This is a genomic window from Yoonia ponticola (assembly GCF_014199395.1).
In the GTDB taxonomy this organism is placed as follows: domain Bacteria; phylum Pseudomonadota; class Alphaproteobacteria; order Rhodobacterales; family Rhodobacteraceae; genus Yoonia; species Yoonia ponticola.
On sequence record NZ_JACIJM010000002.1, the window covers coordinates 35841 to 54311 of the forward strand.

Annotated in this window: 23 protein-coding genes; 8 read left to right on the forward strand and 15 right to left on the reverse strand. The window is 57.4% G+C overall.

Annotated elements, in window-relative coordinates; genetic code table 11:
* The first annotated feature begins 13 nt into the window (after positions 1 to 13).
* The gene (gene recR / locus FHS72_RS03070) at positions 14 to 607 is read left to right on the forward strand and encodes a recombination mediator RecR (RefSeq protein ID WP_183525428.1); all 594 of its coding nucleotides are present in this window, start codon (positions 14 to 16) and stop codon (positions 605 to 607) included.
* Here the strand turns inward: recR and FHS72_RS03075 are convergent.
* On the reverse strand, positions 604 to 1152 hold the full coding sequence (locus tag FHS72_RS03075) for a DUF4453 domain-containing protein (RefSeq protein ID WP_183525431.1): 549 nt from the start codon (positions 1150 to 1152) through the stop codon (positions 604 to 606). The genes recR and FHS72_RS03075 overlap by 4 nt on opposite strands.
* Positions 1153 to 1263: 111 nt before the next feature.
* On the reverse strand, positions 1264 to 2031 hold the full coding sequence (locus FHS72_RS03080) for a DUF1013 domain-containing protein (RefSeq protein ID WP_183525434.1): 768 nt from the start codon (positions 2029 to 2031) through the stop codon (positions 1264 to 1266).
* A gap of 129 nt (positions 2032 to 2160) precedes the next feature.
* Between FHS72_RS03080 and FHS72_RS03085 the strand changes: the two genes are divergently transcribed.
* On the forward strand, positions 2161 to 2790 hold the full coding sequence (locus FHS72_RS03085) for a ribonuclease T2 family protein (protein ID WP_183525437.1): 630 nt from the start codon (positions 2161 to 2163) through the stop codon (positions 2788 to 2790).
* Positions 2791 to 2813: 23 nt separating this feature from the next.
* A complete protein-coding gene (locus FHS72_RS03090) occupies positions 2814 to 3437 on the forward strand; it encodes a TRIC cation channel family protein (protein WP_183525440.1) in 624 nt (207 codons plus the stop codon).
* 1 nt (position 3438) lies between these two features.
* On the opposite strand, the gene fmt is transcribed toward FHS72_RS03090, so the two are convergent.
* From fmt to def (FHS72_RS03110), 4 genes are all read right to left on the reverse strand, one after another.
* On the reverse strand, positions 3439 to 4338 hold the full coding sequence (fmt, locus tag FHS72_RS03095; protein ID WP_183525443.1) for a methionyl-tRNA formyltransferase: 900 nt from the start codon (positions 4336 to 4338) through the stop codon (positions 3439 to 3441).
* Positions 4339 to 4402: 64 nt separating this feature from the next.
* Complete coding sequence (gene def / locus FHS72_RS03100; RefSeq protein ID WP_183525446.1) at positions 4403 to 4897, reverse strand: peptide deformylase; 495 nt, start codon at positions 4895 to 4897, stop codon at positions 4403 to 4405.
* Positions 4894 to 5349, reverse strand: coding sequence for a peptide deformylase (gene def / locus FHS72_RS03105; RefSeq protein ID WP_183525449.1), 456 nt, complete (start codon positions 5347 to 5349; stop codon positions 4894 to 4896). The genes def (FHS72_RS03100) and def (FHS72_RS03105) overlap by 4 nt, the downstream gene beginning before the upstream one ends.
* Complete coding sequence (def, locus tag FHS72_RS03110) at positions 5349 to 5870, reverse strand: peptide deformylase (RefSeq protein ID WP_183525452.1); 522 nt, start codon at positions 5868 to 5870, stop codon at positions 5349 to 5351. Before def (FHS72_RS03110) ends, def (FHS72_RS03105) begins: the two co-directional genes overlap by 1 nt.
* 109 nt (positions 5871 to 5979) lie before the next feature.
* On the opposite strand from def (FHS72_RS03110), the gene FHS72_RS03115 reads away from it, so the two are divergent.
* Complete coding sequence (locus FHS72_RS03115; protein WP_183525455.1) at positions 5980 to 7149, forward strand: MalY/PatB family protein; 1170 nt, start codon at positions 5980 to 5982, stop codon at positions 7147 to 7149.
* Here the strand turns inward: FHS72_RS03115 and FHS72_RS03120 are convergent, their stop codons facing one another.
* The 8 genes from FHS72_RS03120 to FHS72_RS03155 form a co-directional block, all read right to left on the reverse strand.
* The gene (locus FHS72_RS03120; protein ID WP_183525458.1) at positions 7150 to 7497 is read right to left on the reverse strand and encodes a hypothetical protein; all 348 of its coding nucleotides are present in this window, start codon (positions 7495 to 7497) and stop codon (positions 7150 to 7152) included. It lies immediately after the preceding gene.
* 106 nt (positions 7498 to 7603) lie between these two features.
* Positions 7604 to 8368: a precorrin-4 C(11)-methyltransferase gene (gene cobM / locus FHS72_RS03125; RefSeq protein WP_183525461.1), complete on the reverse strand. Its 765-nt coding sequence runs from the start codon at positions 8366 to 8368 to the stop codon at positions 7604 to 7606.
* Between the two features lie 52 nt (positions 8369 to 8420).
* Entirely contained in the window at positions 8421 to 10244 is a 1824-nt protein-coding gene (cobJ, locus tag FHS72_RS03130; protein WP_183525464.1) for a precorrin-3B C(17)-methyltransferase, read from the reverse strand.
* Complete coding sequence (gene cobI, locus FHS72_RS03135; protein WP_183525467.1) at positions 10235 to 10978, reverse strand: precorrin-2 C(20)-methyltransferase; 744 nt, start codon at positions 10976 to 10978, stop codon at positions 10235 to 10237. The genes cobJ and cobI overlap by 10 nt, the downstream gene beginning before the upstream one ends.
* Positions 10975 to 12177, reverse strand: a complete 1203-nt coding sequence (cbiE, locus tag FHS72_RS03140) for a precorrin-6y C5,15-methyltransferase (decarboxylating) subunit CbiE (RefSeq protein WP_183525471.1) — start codon at positions 12175 to 12177, stop codon at positions 10975 to 10977. Before cbiE ends, cobI begins: the two co-directional genes overlap by 4 nt.
* Positions 12174 to 12842: a precorrin-8X methylmutase gene (locus FHS72_RS03145; RefSeq protein ID WP_183525475.1), complete on the reverse strand. Its 669-nt coding sequence runs from the start codon at positions 12840 to 12842 to the stop codon at positions 12174 to 12176. The genes cbiE and FHS72_RS03145 overlap by 4 nt, the downstream gene beginning before the upstream one ends.
* Positions 12843 to 12869: 27 nt before the next feature.
* Positions 12870 to 14144: a sirohydrochlorin chelatase gene (locus tag FHS72_RS03150; protein WP_343042645.1), complete on the reverse strand. Its 1275-nt coding sequence runs from the start codon at positions 14142 to 14144 to the stop codon at positions 12870 to 12872.
* A complete protein-coding gene (locus FHS72_RS03155; RefSeq protein WP_183525478.1) occupies positions 14141 to 14356 on the reverse strand; it encodes a DUF6732 family protein in 216 nt (71 codons plus the stop codon). The genes FHS72_RS03150 and FHS72_RS03155 overlap by 4 nt, the downstream gene beginning before the upstream one ends.
* A 312-nt stretch (positions 14357 to 14668) precedes the next feature.
* Here FHS72_RS03155 and FHS72_RS03160 point away from each other — a divergent pair, with 312 nt between their 5' ends.
* Positions 14669 to 15646: a glutathione S-transferase family protein gene (locus FHS72_RS03160; RefSeq protein ID WP_183525481.1), complete on the forward strand. Its 978-nt coding sequence runs from the start codon at positions 14669 to 14671 to the stop codon at positions 15644 to 15646.
* Here FHS72_RS03160 and FHS72_RS03165 read toward each other — a convergent pair.
* Positions 15643 to 16035, reverse strand: coding sequence for a response regulator (locus FHS72_RS03165; protein ID WP_183525484.1), 393 nt, complete (start codon positions 16033 to 16035; stop codon positions 15643 to 15645). The genes FHS72_RS03160 and FHS72_RS03165 overlap by 4 nt on opposite strands.
* Before the next feature lie 209 nt (positions 16036 to 16244).
* Between FHS72_RS03165 and FHS72_RS03170 the strand changes: the two genes are divergently transcribed.
* Genes FHS72_RS03170 through cbiB form a run of 3 tightly spaced genes read left to right on the forward strand, consistent with a single transcriptional unit; the run spans position 16245 to position 18462 of the window.
* The gene (locus FHS72_RS03170; RefSeq protein WP_183525488.1) at positions 16245 to 16628 is read left to right on the forward strand and encodes a DUF1636 family protein; all 384 of its coding nucleotides are present in this window, start codon (positions 16245 to 16247) and stop codon (positions 16626 to 16628) included.
* Positions 16625 to 17569, forward strand: coding sequence for a threonine-phosphate decarboxylase (locus FHS72_RS03175; protein WP_183525491.1), 945 nt, complete (start codon positions 16625 to 16627; stop codon positions 17567 to 17569). The genes FHS72_RS03170 and FHS72_RS03175 overlap by 4 nt, the downstream gene beginning before the upstream one ends.
* Positions 17566 to 18462 (forward strand): adenosylcobinamide-phosphate synthase CbiB, encoded by an 897-nt coding sequence (gene cbiB, locus FHS72_RS03180; RefSeq protein WP_246414457.1) that lies wholly within the window; start codon positions 17566 to 17568, stop codon positions 18460 to 18462. Before FHS72_RS03175 ends, cbiB begins: the two co-directional genes overlap by 4 nt.
* The last annotated feature ends 9 nt before the right edge of the window (positions 18463 to 18471 follow it).

The following is an 18471-nucleotide window of genomic DNA, read 5'->3' on the forward strand; positions in this document are numbered from 1 at the left end:
GCGGGGTCGCGCAATGAATACTGGCACTGATGATCTCGAAAACCTGATTACGCTGCTCGCAAAGCTGCCCGGCCTCGGACCGCGATCGGCGCGCCGTGCGGTCCTGCATCTTATCAAAAAACGCAGCCTGCAATTAATCCCGCTCGCCGAAGCCATGCACCGCGTGGGTGCTACCGCCCGCGAATGTCTGAACTGCGGCAACATCGGCACCACCGATATTTGCGACATCTGCGACAGTGAAAAGCGGGCGATTGGCCAGATTTGCGTCGTCGAAGACGTGGCCGACCTTTGGGCGATGGAACGCAGTCAGGTCTTCAAAGGCCGCTATCACGTCTTGGGCGGCACTTTGTCCGCCCTCGATGCGGTCGGCCCCGAAGAATTGCGCATCCCGAAACTCATCGACCGGATCAAATCCGAAGACGTCACCGAGGTCATTCTGGCGCTCGCCGCCACCATCGACGGCCAAACCACCGCGCATTACATCGCCGACCAATTACCCGGCATCACTGTCACGTCGCTGGCCCAAGGTGTGCCCGTGGGCGGTGAACTCGACTATCTCGACGACGGCACAATCACCGCCGCCCTGAATGCACGGCGCAGCATTTAACCTGCAATATCAGTGCAAACCGCTGGCGTGATGAACGAGGTCGCGACCCAGCCCATCTCACCCTTGCCCAAGTTGATGAAATCCATGCCATCAACCGGAATATATTCGAACATAATATCCATGCCCGTCAAAATCTCGCCCGAGATCGGACTGTCAGGATGCCGCCCGGACGTCAGCAACAGCGCAGGCCCTATATAGCCCACACAAGCGCTCTCATATCCGGTCCGCACAGGTAAATCCTGCAAAACCAAGCGTTCGAACACGTGATCCAACTCAAATTTTACGGCGGATGCATCGACCTTACACGCGAACTCTTCCTCGACCTCCCGTACCATCTCAACGACTTGCGTGCCCTCAGAACTCAGTTTGGGTTGCGACGTTGTGCAGTCGCCATTGTCAAATATAGCCTCACCCAAAGGCGACCCAAAACAATAGCCAGCCCGATCAAATACCGTGTTCCGCGTCAACCATAGCTCTTCGCACAAGGGATCAGCGACAGCAGTCAAAGGGGTCAGCATCAGTAAAGTTGCAATTAAAACGCGCATCAAAATCTCCAATATCAATAGCTGCAACCTAAGCAGCCAAACCCACCCCCACAAACGAAAAATCCCGGCACAAAGGCCGGGATTTCCATACTTTTTGACGTGGTAAAGACCTTAGTCTTCGTCTTTTTCTTTATCGTCCGCATCATCAGGCAGATTAAAGAAGCTATCCGCGTCAGAGACATCCAAGGACGCAGACTTGGTTTCCAAGTCATCATCGTCGTCATCAGACAGCGAGAATGTTTCAAGACCAGCAATCGAGCTTGGCATCTTCGGCTCGGCAGGCATCCCAAGGGATTGCTCCGTGCTGACCAGCTTGCGACGCTCGTCATCCGACATGCCGCCGCCTTCTTTGGCTGCTTTAGCGTTGGCCTTCTGAACCGCCATGTCCAATTCGCCTTGCTTACACATGCCCAACGCAACCGGATCGATCGGGTCGATGTTGCTGATGTTCCAATGCGTCCGCTCGCGGATCGCCTGAATTGTCGGTTTCGTTGTGCCAACCAGCTTGGAAATCTGACCGTCGGACAATTCGGGGTGGAACTTAACCAACCACAAAATCGACGCTGGGCGATCCTGACGTTTTGACAGCGGCGTATACCGCGGACCACGGCGTTTTTCTTCGCCTTGCGCGGCTTGGTAGAACTTCAGCTTCAGCTTATGTAGCGGGTTCTTTTCAGCAGCATCGATCTCGTCTTGGGTCAGTTGGTTGTTGGCAATCGGGTCAAACCCTTTCACGCCAGTCGCCACATCACCATCCGCGATTCCCTGTACTTCCAGCTCGTGGAAGCCACAGAAATCAGCGATCTGTTTGAACGTCATTGTCGTGTTGTCGCAAAGCCAAACTGCTGTGGCTTTTGCCATAATCGGTTTTTCGGACATCAAATGTCTCCTCTCAAAATGACAAGCCTTTCCCGCGCCCTTGAAGGGGCTGACCGCTGGGGCCGGGTTCGCATTGTCGGGGAACTTGAACCCTATATAAGGATGCAAGGCAATTTAGGGAAGATCAAAATGTGGCGATTGGTTTTTGGGCTGTTGGCGTGGTCCGGCATGGCGCAAGCACAAGACGCCGCAGGCGAATTTGACTACTATGTTTTGTCCCTGTCATGGTCGGCCAATTGGTGCGCTTATGAAGGCGACGACCGCAATTCCCCGCAATGCGATCCGGCCCGCGATCACGGCTGGGTGCTGCACGGCCTCTGGCCTCAATATGAACGCGGCTTCCCCGCCGATTGCCGATCCAACTATCCAGCACCATCACGCGGACAGACCAGCGAAATGACTGATATTATGGGCACATCCGGCCTCGCATGGCACCAATGGAACAAACACGGCGTCTGCTCTGGCCTCGACAGCACCGACTACTACGCCCTGTCCCGCACGGCCTACGACAAGGTTAACCGCCCCGAAGTCCTCCGCAAAATCACCGATCCGGTAACCCTACCCGCAACGCTCATCCAAGACGCCTTTATCCAGTCGAACCCCGACTTGGAACCCGACCAAATCACAATCACCTGCCGCCAAGGCTACATCCAAGAAGCCCGCATCTGCCTGACCCGAGACCTCGCGTTTCGCGATTGCGGCGCCGACGTGATCCGCGACTGCACCATGCAAAGCGCACAGTTTGAGCCAATGCGCTAACCAACCGAGACAGGACTGCACACGTGACCTTTTTTACATTCCTCGACTACAGCGCCGTGCTGGTCTTTGCGCTGACGGGTTCACTTGTGGCCAGCCGCGCCCAGCTTGATATCGTTGGTTTTTTCTTCTTCGCGTGCCTCACAGCCGTTGGCGGCGGCACTCTGCGTGACCTGCTGCTTGACCGTCATCCAGTGTTCTGGGTCGAAAATCCGGCCTACCTCGGGGTCGCCTGCGCCGCCGCCCTCTTGGTCTTTCTCACAGCGCACCTGTTTGAAAGCCGCTACAAATTGCTGCTCTGGCTTGATGCTTTTGCATTGGCCATCGCGGTTGCCGCGGGATCAGGCGTCGCGCAAACACTTGGCCATTCAGCACCCATCGTCGTCGTGATGGGTGTGGTCACGGGCTGCATGGGCGGGCTAATGCGCGATGTGGTCTCGAACGAAGTCCCGCTGGTTCTCGTCAAAGGCGAACTCTACGTGACCTGCACATTTGCAGGGTCAGTCGCAACCGTCATAGCCAGCGAGCTAGAACTCCCGTCAACCCAAGTCGCGCTCGCCTGCGCCGCCGTTACCTTTATCCTACGCGCAGGATCGTTGGCACTCGGCTGGCAGCTTCCAGTCTATAAATCACGGCCACCAAAGGTCTAGATCAAGCGACCGCATCGCCCAGATCAAGCCCGCGCAGCACATCCGCCGCGTCCATCACCTTTTTACCGGGACGTTGGGCGCGGGTAATCCGCACAGCACCTGTCGCACAAGCAATATCAAAGCCGCCCAAGACTGTGCCAGCGGCCGCATCGCCTGCAATTACTTCTGCGACATGCAGCTTCACACGCTCTCCCGCGACATCACACCACGCGCCCGGAAACGGGGATAACCCGCAAATGTGGTTCGCAACCTCGGCAGCAGGGCGATCCCAATCAACCCGCGCCTCCGCCTTGTCGATCTTCGCAGCATAAGTCACACCAATCTCCGGCTGCACCTCAGGCGTTAACTCCGGCAAACGGGCCAAGGCCTCAACCACCAACGCAGCGCCCATCGCCGACAAGCGATCATGCAACGCACCCGTCGTCTCAGCCACCCCAATCGGCGTCGCCTCGCGCAACAAAACCGGTCCCGTATCTAGGCCCGCTTCCATCTGCATTATGCAAACACCCGTCTCGGCATCCCCCGCCATAATCGCACGGTGGATAGGTGCCGCACCGCGCCAACGCGGCAACAAAGACGCATGGATATTCAAACAGCCCAACTTCGGCGCATCCAAAATCACTTGCGGCAAAATCAAACCATAGGCCACAACCACAGCAATATCCGCGTCATGTCTGGCAAACACAGCTTGCGCCTCAGCATTGCGCACAGAAACCGGATGATGAACCGGCAATCCCAACGCCTCAGCACGGGCTTGTACCGGCGACGGACGATCTTTCTTACCACGACCAGCAGGGCGCGGCGGCTGTGAATACACGGCCACAACATCATGCCCCGAATTTACCAAAGCTTCCAAAACAGGCACCGAAAAATCGGGCGTTCCCATAAAGATCACACGCATCGGTTTCCCCTTCATTTCGCCAAAACAACTCTCGCCGAAGGCATCGAATTTTCGCGAAAATTCGTCACCGTTCTGATTTACGCGCTTTCCGCAGCAGCATATCGCGCTTGATCTTACTCAAACGATCAAAATACATCTTACCCGCCAAGTGGTCGATCTGATGCTGCACAGACGTCGCCCAAAGCCCGACAAAATCGCGATCTTCCATTTTGCCATCGCGGTTCAAAAACCGAACCGTCACAGCACGCGGACGGTTAATCAATGCAGACTGACCGGGCAAATTAGGCGACGCCTCGGCATGCGGGCGCAACTCTACCGACGCATGAAGCACCTCTGGATTCGCCATACACACCGCCTGTCCACGCGCCTCAGACGCATCGACCACAGCCAACCGTTGCATAATCCCAAGCTGCACAGCAGCCAGTCCCACACCCGGCATCGCTTCCATCGCGTCGATCATCTCGTCCCAGATCGCACGGGTCTCGTCCGTGATCTCGGTCACGTCATCGGCGACGGTTTTCAACGCCTTATGCGGCCACATTACAAAAGGTCGGGTCATGCGCGTTTATCCGTTATCAAAATACCATTCAGGTGGTCGATTTCATGCTGCACACAAGCCGCCGAAAACCCGTCAAACGATGCTTCCAAGAACCCGCCATCCACATCGCGCCACCGCAAGACGACGGACGCAGGACGTGTCACATCGATCAAATCACCACTGATCGACAGGCATCCTTCGGCCAGCGTGGATGTCTCGTCTGACACCGACACAATCTCGGGGTTCACAAAAATCACCGGTTGCGGATCAGCCTCTTTCCACGTCGCGTCCATCACAAATACACGCTGCAAAACGCCAACCTGTGGGGCCGCAATCCCGCGCCCGTTGGCTGCATACATCGTCGCCAGCATATCGTCAGCCAAAGCAATCAGCGCATCATCAAACACAGCAACCTCAGCACACACCGCTGCCAATCGCGCATCAGGCGCTTGCACAATCGGCATCACAGCCATCAGCCGCGCGCCATTTCGCGTTTTAGTTTCTGCATCTTGCGGGTGATCATCTGCCGTTTCAGCGGCTTCAGATAATCAATAAACAACGTCCCATCGAGGTGGTCGATTTCATGCTGCACGCACGTCGCCCACAGCTCGTCAAACTTCTCGTTGCGCTCTTTGCCGTCAACGCCTTGCCATTTCACTTCGACAACCGCCGGACGCTCGACTTCGGCATATTGTTCGGGGATCGACAGACAGCCCTCATCATACACGTTGCGCTCTTCGCTTTCCCAAACGACCTCGGGGTTCACCATAATGATCGGCTCAGGCGTTCCGCCTTCTTCCTTCACGCAGTCCAGCACAATTAACCGTTCGGTAATGCCAATTTGCGGCGCAGCTAGGCCAACGCCCGGCGCGTGGTACATCGTTTCCAACATATCATCAGCCAGCTTAGCAAGGTCCGTTGTGAAATCCACAACAGGGGTGCATTTGGCTTTCAGCCGCGGGTCGGGGTGGATCAGGATTTTGCGCAATGTCATGCGCGTTCATCTAGCCTCTCGTCTGCATTCCCGCAAGTGTGACCGTTTTCGACTTGCACCCCACAGCCCATCGCAGCACCTTACGAAAAACATCCCTGCGGAGAGACCCATGAACTTTGACCAAAAAATCGACCGGCGCGGCACTCACTCTGTGAAATGGGACAGCATGGAAGACATTTACGGCGTCTCCCCTGATGACGGCATCTCAATGTGGGTCGCCGACATGGAATTCCAACCGCCGCAATGCGTACAAGACGCAATCAAGAAAATGCACGATCACGGCGTCTACGGCTATTACGGCGATGAAGGCCCCTACCGCGAGGCAATCCGCTGGTGGATGGACACCCGCCACGATTGGCAAATTGACCCATCATGGATTTTCACCACCCACGGCTTGGTGAACGGCACCGGCATGTGCGTTGACGCTTACACCGCCCCCGGCGACGGCGTCATCTTGTTCACACCCGTCTACCACGCCTTTGCGCGTGTGATTGCAGCAGCAAACCGCAAAGTCGTGGAATGCGAGCTGGTCAACAACAATGGCCGCTACGAGATGGATTTCGACGCCTACGACGCCCAAATGACGGGCAACGAACGGATGGTCATCCTGTGTTCACCACATAACCCCGGCGGGCGCGTGTGGACCAAAGCCGAACTCGCAGGTGTCGCGGCTTTTGCGAAACGTCACGAATTGATCCTTGTGTCCGATGAAATCCACCACGACCTGACTATGCCCGGCCACACGCATATCCCGACCGCACATATCGACGGGATCACCGACCGCCTGATCACCATGACCGCGACGACCAAGACATTTAACATCGCGGGCAGCCATTCCGGCAACGTCATCATCGAAGATCCTGATTTGCGGGCACAATTTGCGAAACGCATGGGGGCACTGGGTCTATCACCCAACAGCTTTGGCCTGTTCATGGCGACCGCTGCTTATTCCCCCGAAGGGGCTGAATGGGTCGATGCACTAAAGGCATACCTCGATGAAAACCGCCAAATATTCGACGCGGGTATCAATTCAATTCCGGGCCTCGCCTCTATGCCACTCGACGCAACCTACCTCGCATGGGTTGATTTCTCAGGCACAGGCATGTCGCGCGACGAATTTACGGCACGGGTACAAAATCAAGCGAAAATCGCAGCCAACCATGGCCCTACCTTTGGGACAGGCGGCGAAACGTTCCTGCGCTTCAATCTTGGCGCACCACGCGCACAAATCGAAGAGGCAGTGGCCCGCCTGAAATCAGCCTTTAGCGATCTTCAATAGTTAGCGGGGCAGCAATGCAATCGGCGCATCCGTCTCGCGGACAAAATCCGCGGGCGGACGGTCAGGGATCGTGCTGACCCACTTGAACTCGAACACACGCTCCGTGCCGTCCACTTCGGAATCGATCACCAGACATTGGTACAGATGCCGCGCGCCATCATAAATCTCGACGCGCCCGCGCAAACGCGGCGCTGTCGCAGCATCCAAAGCAAATCCATTATCCCAAAGTCGCAAAATACGATGCGCCTTATCGCCGTCGTGAACACACAGCCTATCGTTCCGCTTGAGCGATTGCTGACGGGCCTGTTTCAGCCCTTCGTAAACTTCATCCGGTAGCATATGAAACATGGCGCCGATTCCTCCCGTTCTTCCATAGGATGGACTTCACAATGTAAATTTCAAGTGACTACGTCCGCCGCATTGCAGCGTAACCCTGCCAAAACGCTCAGGATTTTTATTTTACCTTGGGGCGTAATACATGGGGTTTTGTCGCATCATACAGCGCAGAATCAGGGAAACCGTGGTTATCTGACAGCGCAGGACCCACCATGATCAGCGCGGTGCGCGTGATTTTAGCGGCCCGCACTTTTTCACGAATGTCCGCAAATGTGCCACGAATAATCAATTGATCCGGCCAAGATGCGCGGTAGATCACTGCCACAGGGCAATCGATCCCGTAATAAGGAATCAGTTGGCGTTCGATCTCGCGCAGCGCCCGAATGCCCAAATGGATCGCGAGCGTCGCGCCCGTCCGTGCAAAATTCTCTAACGTTTCACCTTCAGGCATCCCCGTCGATTTCATCGACATACGGGTCAGAACAATCGACTGAGCCACTTCAGGCACAGTCAATTCGGTCCCAAGTGCTGCCGCCGCAGCCGCATAAGCAGGCACACCTGGAATAATCTCGTAAGAAATACCTTCGTCCTTCAACCGACGAATTTGCTCTGCAATCGCACCATACAATGACGGATCACCCGAATGCACACGCGCCACATCCTCGCCACGCGCATGCGCCGCGACAATCTCTGCATGCGTATCGTCCAGCGTCATCGGTGCAGTGTCCAAAACACGGGCACCATCGGGCGCACAGGCCACAACCTCAGCGGGCACCAACGACCCCGCATACAAACAAACCGGACAAGCCCCGATCACACGTGCAGCTTTCAACGTCAGCAATTCCGGATCACCCGGACCTGCGCCAATAAAATAAACAGTCATTTTAGAACTCCAAACGGGATGGTTGGGTGCGGCGCATTGCGTAGCAACAGCGTCACCCAGCCAAATCCCCATCAATCTTGCGAGCATACCCGCGTGGCGTGAACATCCGTGGCCCCGTGCCAAGCTGGGCAAGACGCGAATGCGACGACCCAACCAGCACGACGGTCAACATATCCACTTCATCGACTTCCAATTCGTCCAAGCGGCGATAACGCACATGCTCCTCTGGCCGCCCCAAGGACGACGCCAACATCACAGGCGTTTCAGGCGGGCGGTACTGCAACAAAATATCTCGCGCTTCGGCAAGCAAAGTGCGCCTGCGCATCGACACCGGATTATAAAACGCGATCACAAAATCGCCCTCAGCCGCAGCATTCAACCGCTTCACAATATCTTCACGTGGGGTCAGCAAATCCGACAGTGATATCGCGCAAAAGTCATGCCCCAAGGGCGCACCAGCCCGTGCCGCAGCGCCTTGCAACGCCGACACACCCGGCGAGCAAACAACTTCAACACGGTGCGCCGCATCCGACACGCCCATCTGATCGGGCGAGCGATCCAGCAATTCAAACACCAACGCGCCCATCGCATAGATGCCCGCGTCACCCGAACAGACCAGCGCGACGTTCTTGCCTTTCGCCGCCTGTTCTAACGCAAAGCGACACCGATCCTCTTCACCTCCCAACGGGAAATCGGACCGTTCTTTGCCCACAGCCAACGGCCCCAGCAGATCGATATACAGCCCATAGCCCACCAATTCCTCAGCCTCGGACACCAGCCGCGACACCTCTGGCGTGCGCCAAGCTGCTTGCCCGGGTCCAATCCCGACAATCGACAACCGCCCACGCGACCGACCACGCAGTTCGGTCAGCGGCGCAGGCGACACCGCCAATGCACAGGTCGCATTCGCAGTCTTCTGTTTCGGATAGGTCAATACGGCATCCGCACCACCTTGGGCCAAGGCGGCAGCCTCTGACACGCCATGCGTGCCAACTTCGGCGAACACCACATCAGACGGGTTCGCTAATCGCGGGGTCTCTGCCTCTAACGCTTCGGCCTCAAACAACCGCATCGGCACGCCCAAATCAGCGGCCAAGTCGATAATCGCAGGCTCGTCGCCTTTCAACGTGATCGTGTTCACCGAATGGATCGCCTCGGGCGCAAGCCCTGCTTCATCCAGCACCGACTGCACCAATGCGGCCAATTCCTCTGGCGGGCAATTACGTGCGCAGCCAACGCCCAGCGTCAAAACCTGTGGCGCAAACTGCAGGTGATCCGGCCCCAAATCAGGCAAAACAGCCGTCGTGCAAGACAACCGCGTGCCGTCTTCCGCGAACGGCACCGCGTCCAACCATTCCGCCGGAAACGCCGCATCCTCGGCAACCAAGGCACCGCCCGATGACAACATCCCAGCCATCGCGTCCTTCGCATCCGCAGGATTGACCAAACGCCAGCCCGCAGGCGGAGAATCCAGCGCGACACCCATCGCCACATCACCTGCCGTCGTTACCGCAGCCACAGCGCCCAGCGCTTCGGCAATCTGCGCCGCCAAACGGTTCGCGCCACGATGACCGCCCAGCAGTGGCACAACAACAGCGCCATCATCCGACACCGAAATCACTGGCGGTTCCGACGTTTTATCGGCCAACAATGGCGCCACACCACGGATCAAAATCCCTGACGCACAAACGCCCACAATCGGAACGCCAGCCGCAAATAAATCCCGCGTATGATCCAACGCATTCGCAAAAAACGCATCCGCCTGATCTACACGCCCCTCACGGCCATGGACCTGCGCCCCAAGCACATCAGCCACACGATGGGCCGTCGCTTCTCCCGAACGGGACAGCGCCAAAACAACAGGTTTCACAGCCATGGATCGGCCCCTTTAGTCAGTAAAATCATCGAAAAGTAAGGTGCCTTTTCAGGGGCATCCGCCAGCGGCAACACCACTTCAGTCGGCAAAGTCGCGCGTTCCACATAGACCGCATCATCCATCAAGCCCAGCGCATCAATCACGCTTCTGATCTTGGTCAAATGACGCCCGACCTTCATAATCACAACGCTTTCAGCGCCCGCGATCCGGTCACGCAACTCGTCCTCTGGCAATGGTCCCGGCAACACCGTCAACCGCTCATTCCGTGCAGCCAATGGCATCCGCGCAGACGCGGCACAGGCCGTCACAGACGTCACTCCCGGCACGATTTGCACATCAAAACGGTCGGCAAGACGGGCGAAAATATACATAAACGATCCGTAGAAAAACGGATCGCCTTCGCACAGGCACACAACGTCGCGGCCAGCCTCCAAGGCATCCGCAATCGCAAGCGCCCCCGCATCATATGCATCCTGCGCGGGCTGCCGTTCGACCGACATCGGCACATCCATTACGATTTCAACGGCATCAGGCTTAATCAGATCCGCAGCAATCGACCGCGCGAAACTCTCGCCACCAGCCAAAGTCGGATAGGCCACAATCTCTGCGCCCTCAATCAACCTTGCAGCCCGTAATGTCATCAAATCCGGCGCACCTGGCCCTAAGCCCACACCATATAACGTGCCTTGGGATGGCGGGAGGGGCGTCGTGCTCGCACGCGCGTCTCCAGTCATCGTTTCACCAAGCTAAACTGGGTCACAGGCATCGACGGACGCCAGCCCGTCAATCGGCCCACAGGCTCCGCGCGGTGCACCATCAGTTTCACCAAATCGCCACCAAATTCACGGTGCAACGCGATCAACTCCGCTTCGCTTTCCAAGGTCACAGCATTCGCGACCAATCGCCCCAGCGGACGCAGTGCAGCCCAAGCCGCGTCAAACGTCTCGCGGCTCAATCCGCCACCAATGAAAATCGCGTCCGGTGCGGCCAAGCCATCCAGCGCCTCAGGCACAGACCCTTCAACCAGTTCCAGCTTCGGCGTGCCCAACGCCAGCGCATTTGCCCCCGCCATGGCCCGCCGATCCGCCCTTGGTTCAATACCAATCGCACGTGCATACCGTGCGGCCCGCATCCATTCAATCGCGACAGACCCGCAACCGCAACCAATATCCCACAGCAAAGCACCGCGCATCGGCATCAGCTTTGCCAGTGTCGCCGCACGAATTTCTTGCTTTGTCATCGTCCCGTCAGACTGGAACAACGCATCTGCCAAGCCCGGCACACGCGGCAACAAAGCCGCATCAGGGGCCGCGATGCATTCAACCGCCAACGTATTAAACGCTGGCACAACATGGTCCCAGCTTTCAGCCACACCATCAAACCGCAGCTCGTCCTTGCCACCCATCGCAGCCAACACGGTTAACCGCGACTGACCAAACCCGCGTTCGGTCAAAAACGCAGCAATCTGCGCAGGCGTTTCCGCCCCAGTCGTCAAAACCAACAACCGCGCATCCGGCTGGATAAACGCGATCATCTGCTGAACCGGACGCCCATGCACCGTCAACGTCTCAACATCCGGCAACGACCAGCCCATGCGCGCACTTGCCAGCTGGAACGCGGACAATTGCGGGTGATACACGATCTCAGACGGATCAATCGCCCGCCCAATCCGCGCACCTACAGAGAACCAAAGCGGATCGCCCGTGACCAAAATCACCGCACGCTTCCCGCGCAAGCCCTGTATCGTCTCGATCATCGCGTTAAACGGCGACGGCCACGCAATCCGCTCGGCGCTCACAGCGCCCGCAAGCTCATGGTGGCGATCACCGCCAAGGATCACCTCGGCGGCTTCAACAACAGCGCGGGTCGCAGGCACAAGCCCGTCCAAGCCGTCTTCGCCGATCCCCACAACATGTAACCAAGGTGTCGTCATACTTTGTCCTCTGGCAATCCAGCCGCCAACGCATTCACCGCCGCCGATGCCATAGCAGAGCCGCCGCGACGGCCACGCAACGCGATGTATTCGCAGCCCCGCGAATTTGCCGCCAGCTCTGCCTTGCTTTCAGCCGCGCCAATAAACCCAACGGGAAACCCGAGGATCACCGCAGGTTTCGGCGCACCCGCATCAATCAATTCCAGCAGGTGAAACAAAGCGGTCGGCGCGTTGCCAATCGCGACAACCGCGCCGTCCAAATGGTCCGCCCAGAGTTCAACTGCCGCAGCAGAGCGCGTATTACCGATGTTCTTGGCGCGTTCAGGCACGGACGGATCGTTCAGCGTGACAATCACTTCATTCTCGGCAGGCAAATAACGGCGAATAATCCCCGCCCCAACCATCTCGCAATCACACAAGACAGGTTTGCCAGCCAGCAACGCCGCATGACCGACAGCGGCCGCATCAGGCGAAAACGCAAGCCGATCTGCAATCTCGATCATCCCGCAGCTATGAATCAGCCGCGTGACAACAGGCTGCATCGCAGGGGCGAAGCGATCCAGCTTTGCCTCACGCCGCACAGTCGCAAAACTCGCGGCATAAATCGCGCTTGGGTCTTTTTCATACGGTCGCAATGCAGCACCCGATTTTTCGCGAAAAATCATCCGAATTTTCTAGAAAATTCGCGCCCATCAAGCCCGACCCTTCCGCGCGCTTTCAGGCCCATGCGGGTGTTTCGCATGAGGATATTCCGCGTGGTGATGATCGTGGTCGTGATCATGGTGGTGGTGATGCCCATGGTCGTGCCCGTGACTGTGGTCATGGCTATGGTCGTGGTCATGATGATGGTGCGCGTGATGATGATCGTCGGCCAGCTTCAGGCGACACATCCCTGTGCAGAACGCTTCACACAGGTTACAATCAGCGACGTTTGAACCCGGCGCATTTGCACCCTGGCCTTCAACGTGGTGGTGGTGGCTTTCTTGCACCGCCCCCACTTCATTCTCAAAACCAACGACAGCAGCACGGTATTTGCACAGCACACATGTCGGCGGTGGCACCTTTGCAAAAGCCGGATGCGACCCGCCCTGCTCTGCCGCCAAAACTTCGCGCTGTTCTGGTGTGATCTGGCGGACATCGCCGCTACCAACCTCAAGCACCTGCGTCCGGTACTGACACGTGCCGCAATTCGGCGGCGGCGTATCGCTATCCTGTTCCATGATCCGTTCCGCAAAAGTCGCCAGCACCTGCGGGTGATCCCCCAGATAGCCAGCCTTCACGAAATCGATATCCGTGTGCTCTGCGGCCACTTGATCCGTAAACCCGTAAATCCGGTCAATCAAAATGCCTGAGAACAGGAAATACGGGAACACAATTACGCGCTTGTAGCCAAGCCGAGTCACATGCTGCAAACACGGCTCGACCAACGGGAACGTCACACCAGAAAAGCCAACCTCGTGCCAGCCAAAGCCCATGCCTTCGGCCACCAAACGCGCGACTTTCGCGACATTGCCGTTCGCATCAGGATCAGAGGCACCGCGTCCGATCACAACCAAACAGGTCTGGTCCAAAGGCAAGTCACCCAGATCAGCATTCGCCTGATCCACGGCCTCTTGGATACGGCCAGCCGCAGCGGCGATCATCTTGGGATCAACGCCCAATTCACGGCCATACGACACGGTCATCCCGTGCTTAGCCGCATAGGTATTCAAAACCGTTGGAATGTCATTCTTTGCGTGCATTGCGGCAAACAGCATACCCGGAACCGCAAGAACGCGGTCGCAGCCAGCCTCGCGCAAGCGATCCAAACCGTCGCGGATCACCGGATTGGCAAACTCTAGGTAGCCGTAATCCGTCATCCAATCGTCAGGCAGCAGCGCGGGCAGCTTGTCCGCCAGCGTCGCAAATTCGTCCACCGCAGATTGGCTCCGCGATCCGTGGCCGCAAATCATGACACCAGTTTTCACGCGGCCTCTCCTTCTTCTTCAAGTTCAAGCTCGGGTTCGCTGTCTGTCTTTTTGCGACCCTTCAAGGCACCGTAAATGCCCGTCAGAATGGCCAAGCCGATCGCCGCACCCGCAACCCAATGGTCGTGGCCCGCAACATCAGCCAAGTGCCCCGGATGGGCCTGCGCCCCCGTGCCAGCACTCACCAAAAGAAGTGTCAAAGTTTTCCGCATCTGATCCTCCAAGTTCTGCCCATAGCTACCAGAAACCCCGCGCTCACACGTGGGGGAGGTCTGACGATGTGACCCGATGGTCCCCTCTAGGGTCAACCGGCAGGATCACCAACCTCTCTGGCCCAAACGGGCTTCGTCTGGGGGTGGTATATGGACCCTTTTCCAAGGTCGCAATGGTCCAATGCGGCAGCAGCGGTCTGTTACCGACGCCGGCCCTGTGCATCTGCGCGCAATTCATGCGCTTGAAAAGGTATTTGTGCGCCACAGTTCTTCACCTAGGTATGTAGCGAAGACGAATGAAAGGGACCTGTAATGGGACAGCTAGTAGACGGCGTTTGGCACGACACTTGGTACGATACCAAGAAATCTGGCGGGGCTTTCGTGCGGTCCACTTCAAAGTTCCGTAACTGGATCACCGCTAACGGATTGGCAGGACCAACAGGTGACGCAGGTTTCAAAGCGGAAAGCGGGCGCTATCATCTCTATATATCAAACGCTTGCCCATGGGCGCACCGCACCATGGTGTTCCGCGCAATCAAAGACCTGACCGATCATATCGATGTGTCAGTTGTGCATCCCCACATGCTCTCGGATGGCTGGACCTTCGAGACAGACGGCAACGGGGCCACGGGTGACACGCTCTACGGGTTGCCATTCTTGCGTGATATCTACCTAAAAGCGGACCCCGAAATCTCGGGCCGCGTGACGGTGCCGATCTTGTGGGACAAAAAGCAAAACACCATCGTTTCAAACGAATCTTCGGAAATCATCCGGATGTTTAATAGCGCCTTTGATGACATTACAGGCAACACCGACGATTACTGGCCCGAAGCCCAGCGCGATGTGATCGAACCGATCAACGACCGGATCTACAATACGGTCAACAACGGCGTCTACAAATCCGGCTTTGCCACAACCCAAGACGCATATGACGACGCCGTCGCACCGCTACTCGAAAGCCTCGATTGGATCGAATCCATCCTGTCTGAAAACCGCTACCTCACGGGCGACACGATCACCGAAGCCGACTGGCGGCTTTGGACGACACTGATCCGCTTTGATATGGTCTACCACCAGCATTTCAAATGTAACCGCAAACGGATCATCGACTATCCGAACCTGTGGGGTTTCACCCGCGAGCTATATCAATGGCCTGGAGTCAAAGAGACGGTGAACATGGATCATATCGTGCGTCACTATCACTACAGCCACGACACGATTAACCCGAACCGGATCATCCCGATCAATCCAATCATCGACTTTGATGCGCCGCACGGACGAGGCGCTTAACCAGCATTCGCCGTGCGCGACAAGCGGCTCGCCGTTTGACCGTAGTGATGCACAATCGCCGCCAGATCACTTGGCGGCGTTTTTGTTTCAACAAAGGCGCGGGCGTTTGCGCTGTGCGAAAAAATCGATCCGTCCGAGAAAAACGTAGTGTCTGTCACAAAGACGACATTTGCGCGTGGTTGGTTAAAGTTAGCAAAGTCCGCAACAGTCAGCGCACTGCCCTCGCGCAAGACCAGATCCAGCACGATCACATCGAACGTTTCACTCTGCAGTAGAATCAGCGCATCGTCGCCCGTTTCAACAACAGTGACCATCGCATGTAGGCGTTCCAAGTGCCTCGACCACAGGGCACCCAATTCAGATTTGCTTTGGACAATTAGTACCCGCATGGCGCTCTCTCCTAAAATTTAAGTATAAAAGCGAGATATGTACCAGGACACTCATTAACGGCTCTGTCCGCGTTGTGACCCCTAATTCCTAACGAATGGTTAACCGATTGCGAGGCACACACCAAAACTAGCGACTTCGCGCCTATTCGCTTGCCGACTGAGCCAAAATCAGCTTGAAAAGCATCAAAATTGGATGAGGCACTGCGTTTATGACAACTTGGATCACGGTTTGCGACACCTGCAAGCGCCCCGAATGGACCGAAACCCAAACAGGCATGACCGATGGCGAACGCCTTGCGGCCATGGTCGAGGCGGCAGCAGTTGACCTTGCCGATGTGAAGACGCGGCGCGTGTCCTGCTTGATGGGCTGCAAGAGCGGGTGCAACGTCTCTATACAAGCACACGGCAAACTAGCCTACACCTTGGGTGACTTCGAACCAGACACCGACGCCGCTGAGGGAATTGTCGCCTATGCGACATCTCACGCTGCATCAGAGACAGGCCAAGTGCCATACCGGACTTGGCCACAAGCCATCAAAGGACACTTTGTGACGCGCCATCAACCTATCCCATCCGACGATCAATCCGAATGACGTTGGTATTGGAAAAACGAGACCACGGCGGCGGCCTTGATGCAGCCATGGTGCAATTCGGCGGCAAGCGTGCCGATTGGCTTGACCTATCGACTGGGATCAATCCGGTCCCCTACCCGATCCCCAAATTCACGCACGACGCGTGGACGGCCCTGCCCGACAGCGCCTCTTTTGCGTTGATCGTGGCCCAAGCCCGCTCGTTCTGGTCAATCCCGAAATCAGCTGCCTGCATCGCCACCCCCGGTGCGTCCGCCACAATAGCACAGCTCCCGCGCATCATCGCCCCCGGCACCGTTAATATCCCCGGCCCGACCTACAATGAACATGCCGCTGCGTTTTCAGCGGCTGGCTGGCAATCCGAGGCGACAAACGCAGACGCCATGGTCGCGGTGCATCCCAACAACCCCGATGGCCGTCTCTGGACCGCGCCCGAAATCAACGGCACCCTGCGGATCATCGACGAAAGCTTTGCGGACGTCACACCAAACCAATCCCTGTTAAGCGAAGCCACAAAACCCGGCACCGTCGTCCTGAAAAGTTTCGGGAAATTTTGGGGCCTTGCAGGTCTGCGCCTTGGTTTCGCAATCGGCGACCCCGAAATTTTGGCGCCCCTCGCAGACGCGCTTGGCCCATGGCAAGTCTCCGGCCCCGCATTGCAAATCGGCGCAGAAGCACTCGCAGATTTCCAGTGGGCCGACGAAGCACGAGCGCGGCTGGCAAAAGATGCCAAGCGCCTCGACGCTCTGCTCGAAAACCAAGGTGCGATCACGCTTGGCGGCACCGACCTTTTCCGCCTCTACAAAGTTGACGACGCGCTTGCCGCACAAGAACATCTCGCAGAATCGCACGTTTGGTCGCGCACATTCCCCTATGACAACACATGGTTGCGGCTCGGCTTACCCGCCCCCGACCGTTGGGACCAGCTAGAGGCCGCTTTTTGATCGTCGTCCTCGCGATGTTCCTCGACGCGATCTTCGGGGAACCCAAATGGCTTTGGTCGCGCATCCCGCATCCTGCTGTCGTGATGGGCCGCGCCGTCGGTTACATCGACACGACATATAACACAGGCCGCGACCGTAAAACCAAAGGCACGCTCGCCTTCGCGTCACTCGCAATCGCAGCCCTTATCCTCGGTTTCATCATCCAAGCCATCCCCGGCATCTGGGCTGATGTCTTCCTCGGGGCCATGCTGATCGCGCAACGGTCCTTGATCGACCACATCCGCGCCGTCGATCACGGCCTGCGTATGTCACTGACCCAAGGCCGCCGTGCCGTCGCCATGATCGTCAGCCGCGACACGCGCCACATGGACGCATCGTCCGTCACCCGCAGTGCAATCGAATCCGGTTCTGAAAACTTTAGCGACGGTGTGATCGCCCCGATCTTCTGGCTCGCCATCGGGGGCATCCCCGCCTTGCTGGTCTACAAAATCACCAACACCGCCGACAGCATGATCGGCTATAAAACCCCGCGCCACCAAGACTTTGGCTGGGCCGCAGCCCGTTTCGACGACCTGCTGAACTGGGTGCCCGCCCGCCTGACCGCCCTGCTGATCTGGCTGACCGACAGACGCACGCCGCTGACAAAAATCGCCACAGATGCTGCCCTGCACAAATCCCCCAACGCAGGCTGGCCCGAATCCGCGATGGCCTACAAACAGGACATCGCCCTCGCGGGTCCGCGCAGCTACGATGGTGTCATGACCCAATTTCCCTACGTGAACAGCGCGGGCAAACAGCAACTCGCCCCCCACGATATTGCGTCAACAATCGCCACCCTCTGGACGGCGTGGTGGATTACGCTCGCCGCAGCAGTTATCGTGGCATTGATTTAACCACCACTT

Excerpts from the sequence above, each read along its gene's own strand:
- cbiE (WP_183525471.1), bottom strand. The coding sequence starts at position 12,177 with ATGACGACACCTTGGTTACATGTTGTGGGGATCGGCGAAGACGGCTTG.
- FHS72_RS03155 (WP_183525478.1), bottom strand. The coding sequence starts at position 14,356 with ATGCGGAAAACTTTGACACTTCTTTTGGTGAGTGCTGGCACGGGGGCG.
- cobJ (WP_183525464.1), bottom strand. The coding sequence starts at position 10,244 with ATGGCTGTGAAACCTGTTGTTTTGGCGCTGTCCCGTTCGGGAGAAGCG.
- cobM (WP_183525461.1), bottom strand. The coding sequence starts at position 8,368 with ATGACTGTTTATTTTATTGGCGCAGGTCCGGGTGATCCGGAATTGCTG.
- FHS72_RS03075 (WP_183525431.1), bottom strand. The coding sequence starts at position 1,152 with ATGCGCGTTTTAATTGCAACTTTACTGATGCTGACCCCTTTGACTGCT.
- FHS72_RS03160 (WP_183525481.1), top strand. The coding sequence starts at position 14,669 with ATGGGACAGCTAGTAGACGGCGTTTGGCACGACACTTGGTACGATACC.
- FHS72_RS03175 (WP_183525491.1), top strand. The coding sequence starts at position 16,625 with ATGACGTTGGTATTGGAAAAACGAGACCACGGCGGCGGCCTTGATGCA.
- FHS72_RS03085 (WP_183525437.1), top strand. The coding sequence starts at position 2,161 with ATGTGGCGATTGGTTTTTGGGCTGTTGGCGTGGTCCGGCATGGCGCAA.
- FHS72_RS03120 (WP_183525458.1), bottom strand. The coding sequence starts at position 7,497 with ATGTTTCATATGCTACCGGATGAAGTTTACGAAGGGCTGAAACAGGCC.
- fmt (WP_183525443.1), bottom strand. The coding sequence starts at position 4,338 with ATGCGTGTGATCTTTATGGGAACGCCCGATTTTTCGGTGCCTGTTTTG.
- FHS72_RS03080 (WP_183525434.1), bottom strand. The coding sequence starts at position 2,031 with ATGTCCGAAAAACCGATTATGGCAAAAGCCACAGCAGTTTGGCTTTGC.
- FHS72_RS03165 (WP_183525484.1), bottom strand. The coding sequence starts at position 16,035 with ATGCGGGTACTAATTGTCCAAAGCAAATCTGAATTGGGTGCCCTGTGG.
- FHS72_RS03115 (WP_183525455.1), top strand. The coding sequence starts at position 5,980 with ATGAACTTTGACCAAAAAATCGACCGGCGCGGCACTCACTCTGTGAAA.
- recR (WP_183525428.1), top strand. The coding sequence starts at position 14 with ATGAATACTGGCACTGATGATCTCGAAAACCTGATTACGCTGCTCGCA.
- def (WP_183525452.1), bottom strand. The coding sequence starts at position 5,870 with ATGACATTGCGCAAAATCCTGATCCACCCCGACCCGCGGCTGAAAGCC.
- FHS72_RS03145 (WP_183525475.1), bottom strand. The coding sequence starts at position 12,842 with ATGATTTTTCGCGAAAAATCGGGTGCTGCATTGCGACCGTATGAAAAA.
- cobI (WP_183525467.1), bottom strand. The coding sequence starts at position 10,978 with ATGACTGGAGACGCGCGTGCGAGCACGACGCCCCTCCCGCCATCCCAA.
- FHS72_RS03170 (WP_183525488.1), top strand. The coding sequence starts at position 16,245 with ATGACAACTTGGATCACGGTTTGCGACACCTGCAAGCGCCCCGAATGG.
- def (WP_183525449.1), bottom strand. The coding sequence starts at position 5,349 with ATGGCTGTGATGCCGATTGTGCAAGCGCCTGATGCGCGATTGGCAGCG.
- def (WP_183525446.1), bottom strand. The coding sequence starts at position 4,897 with ATGACCCGACCTTTTGTAATGTGGCCGCATAAGGCGTTGAAAACCGTC.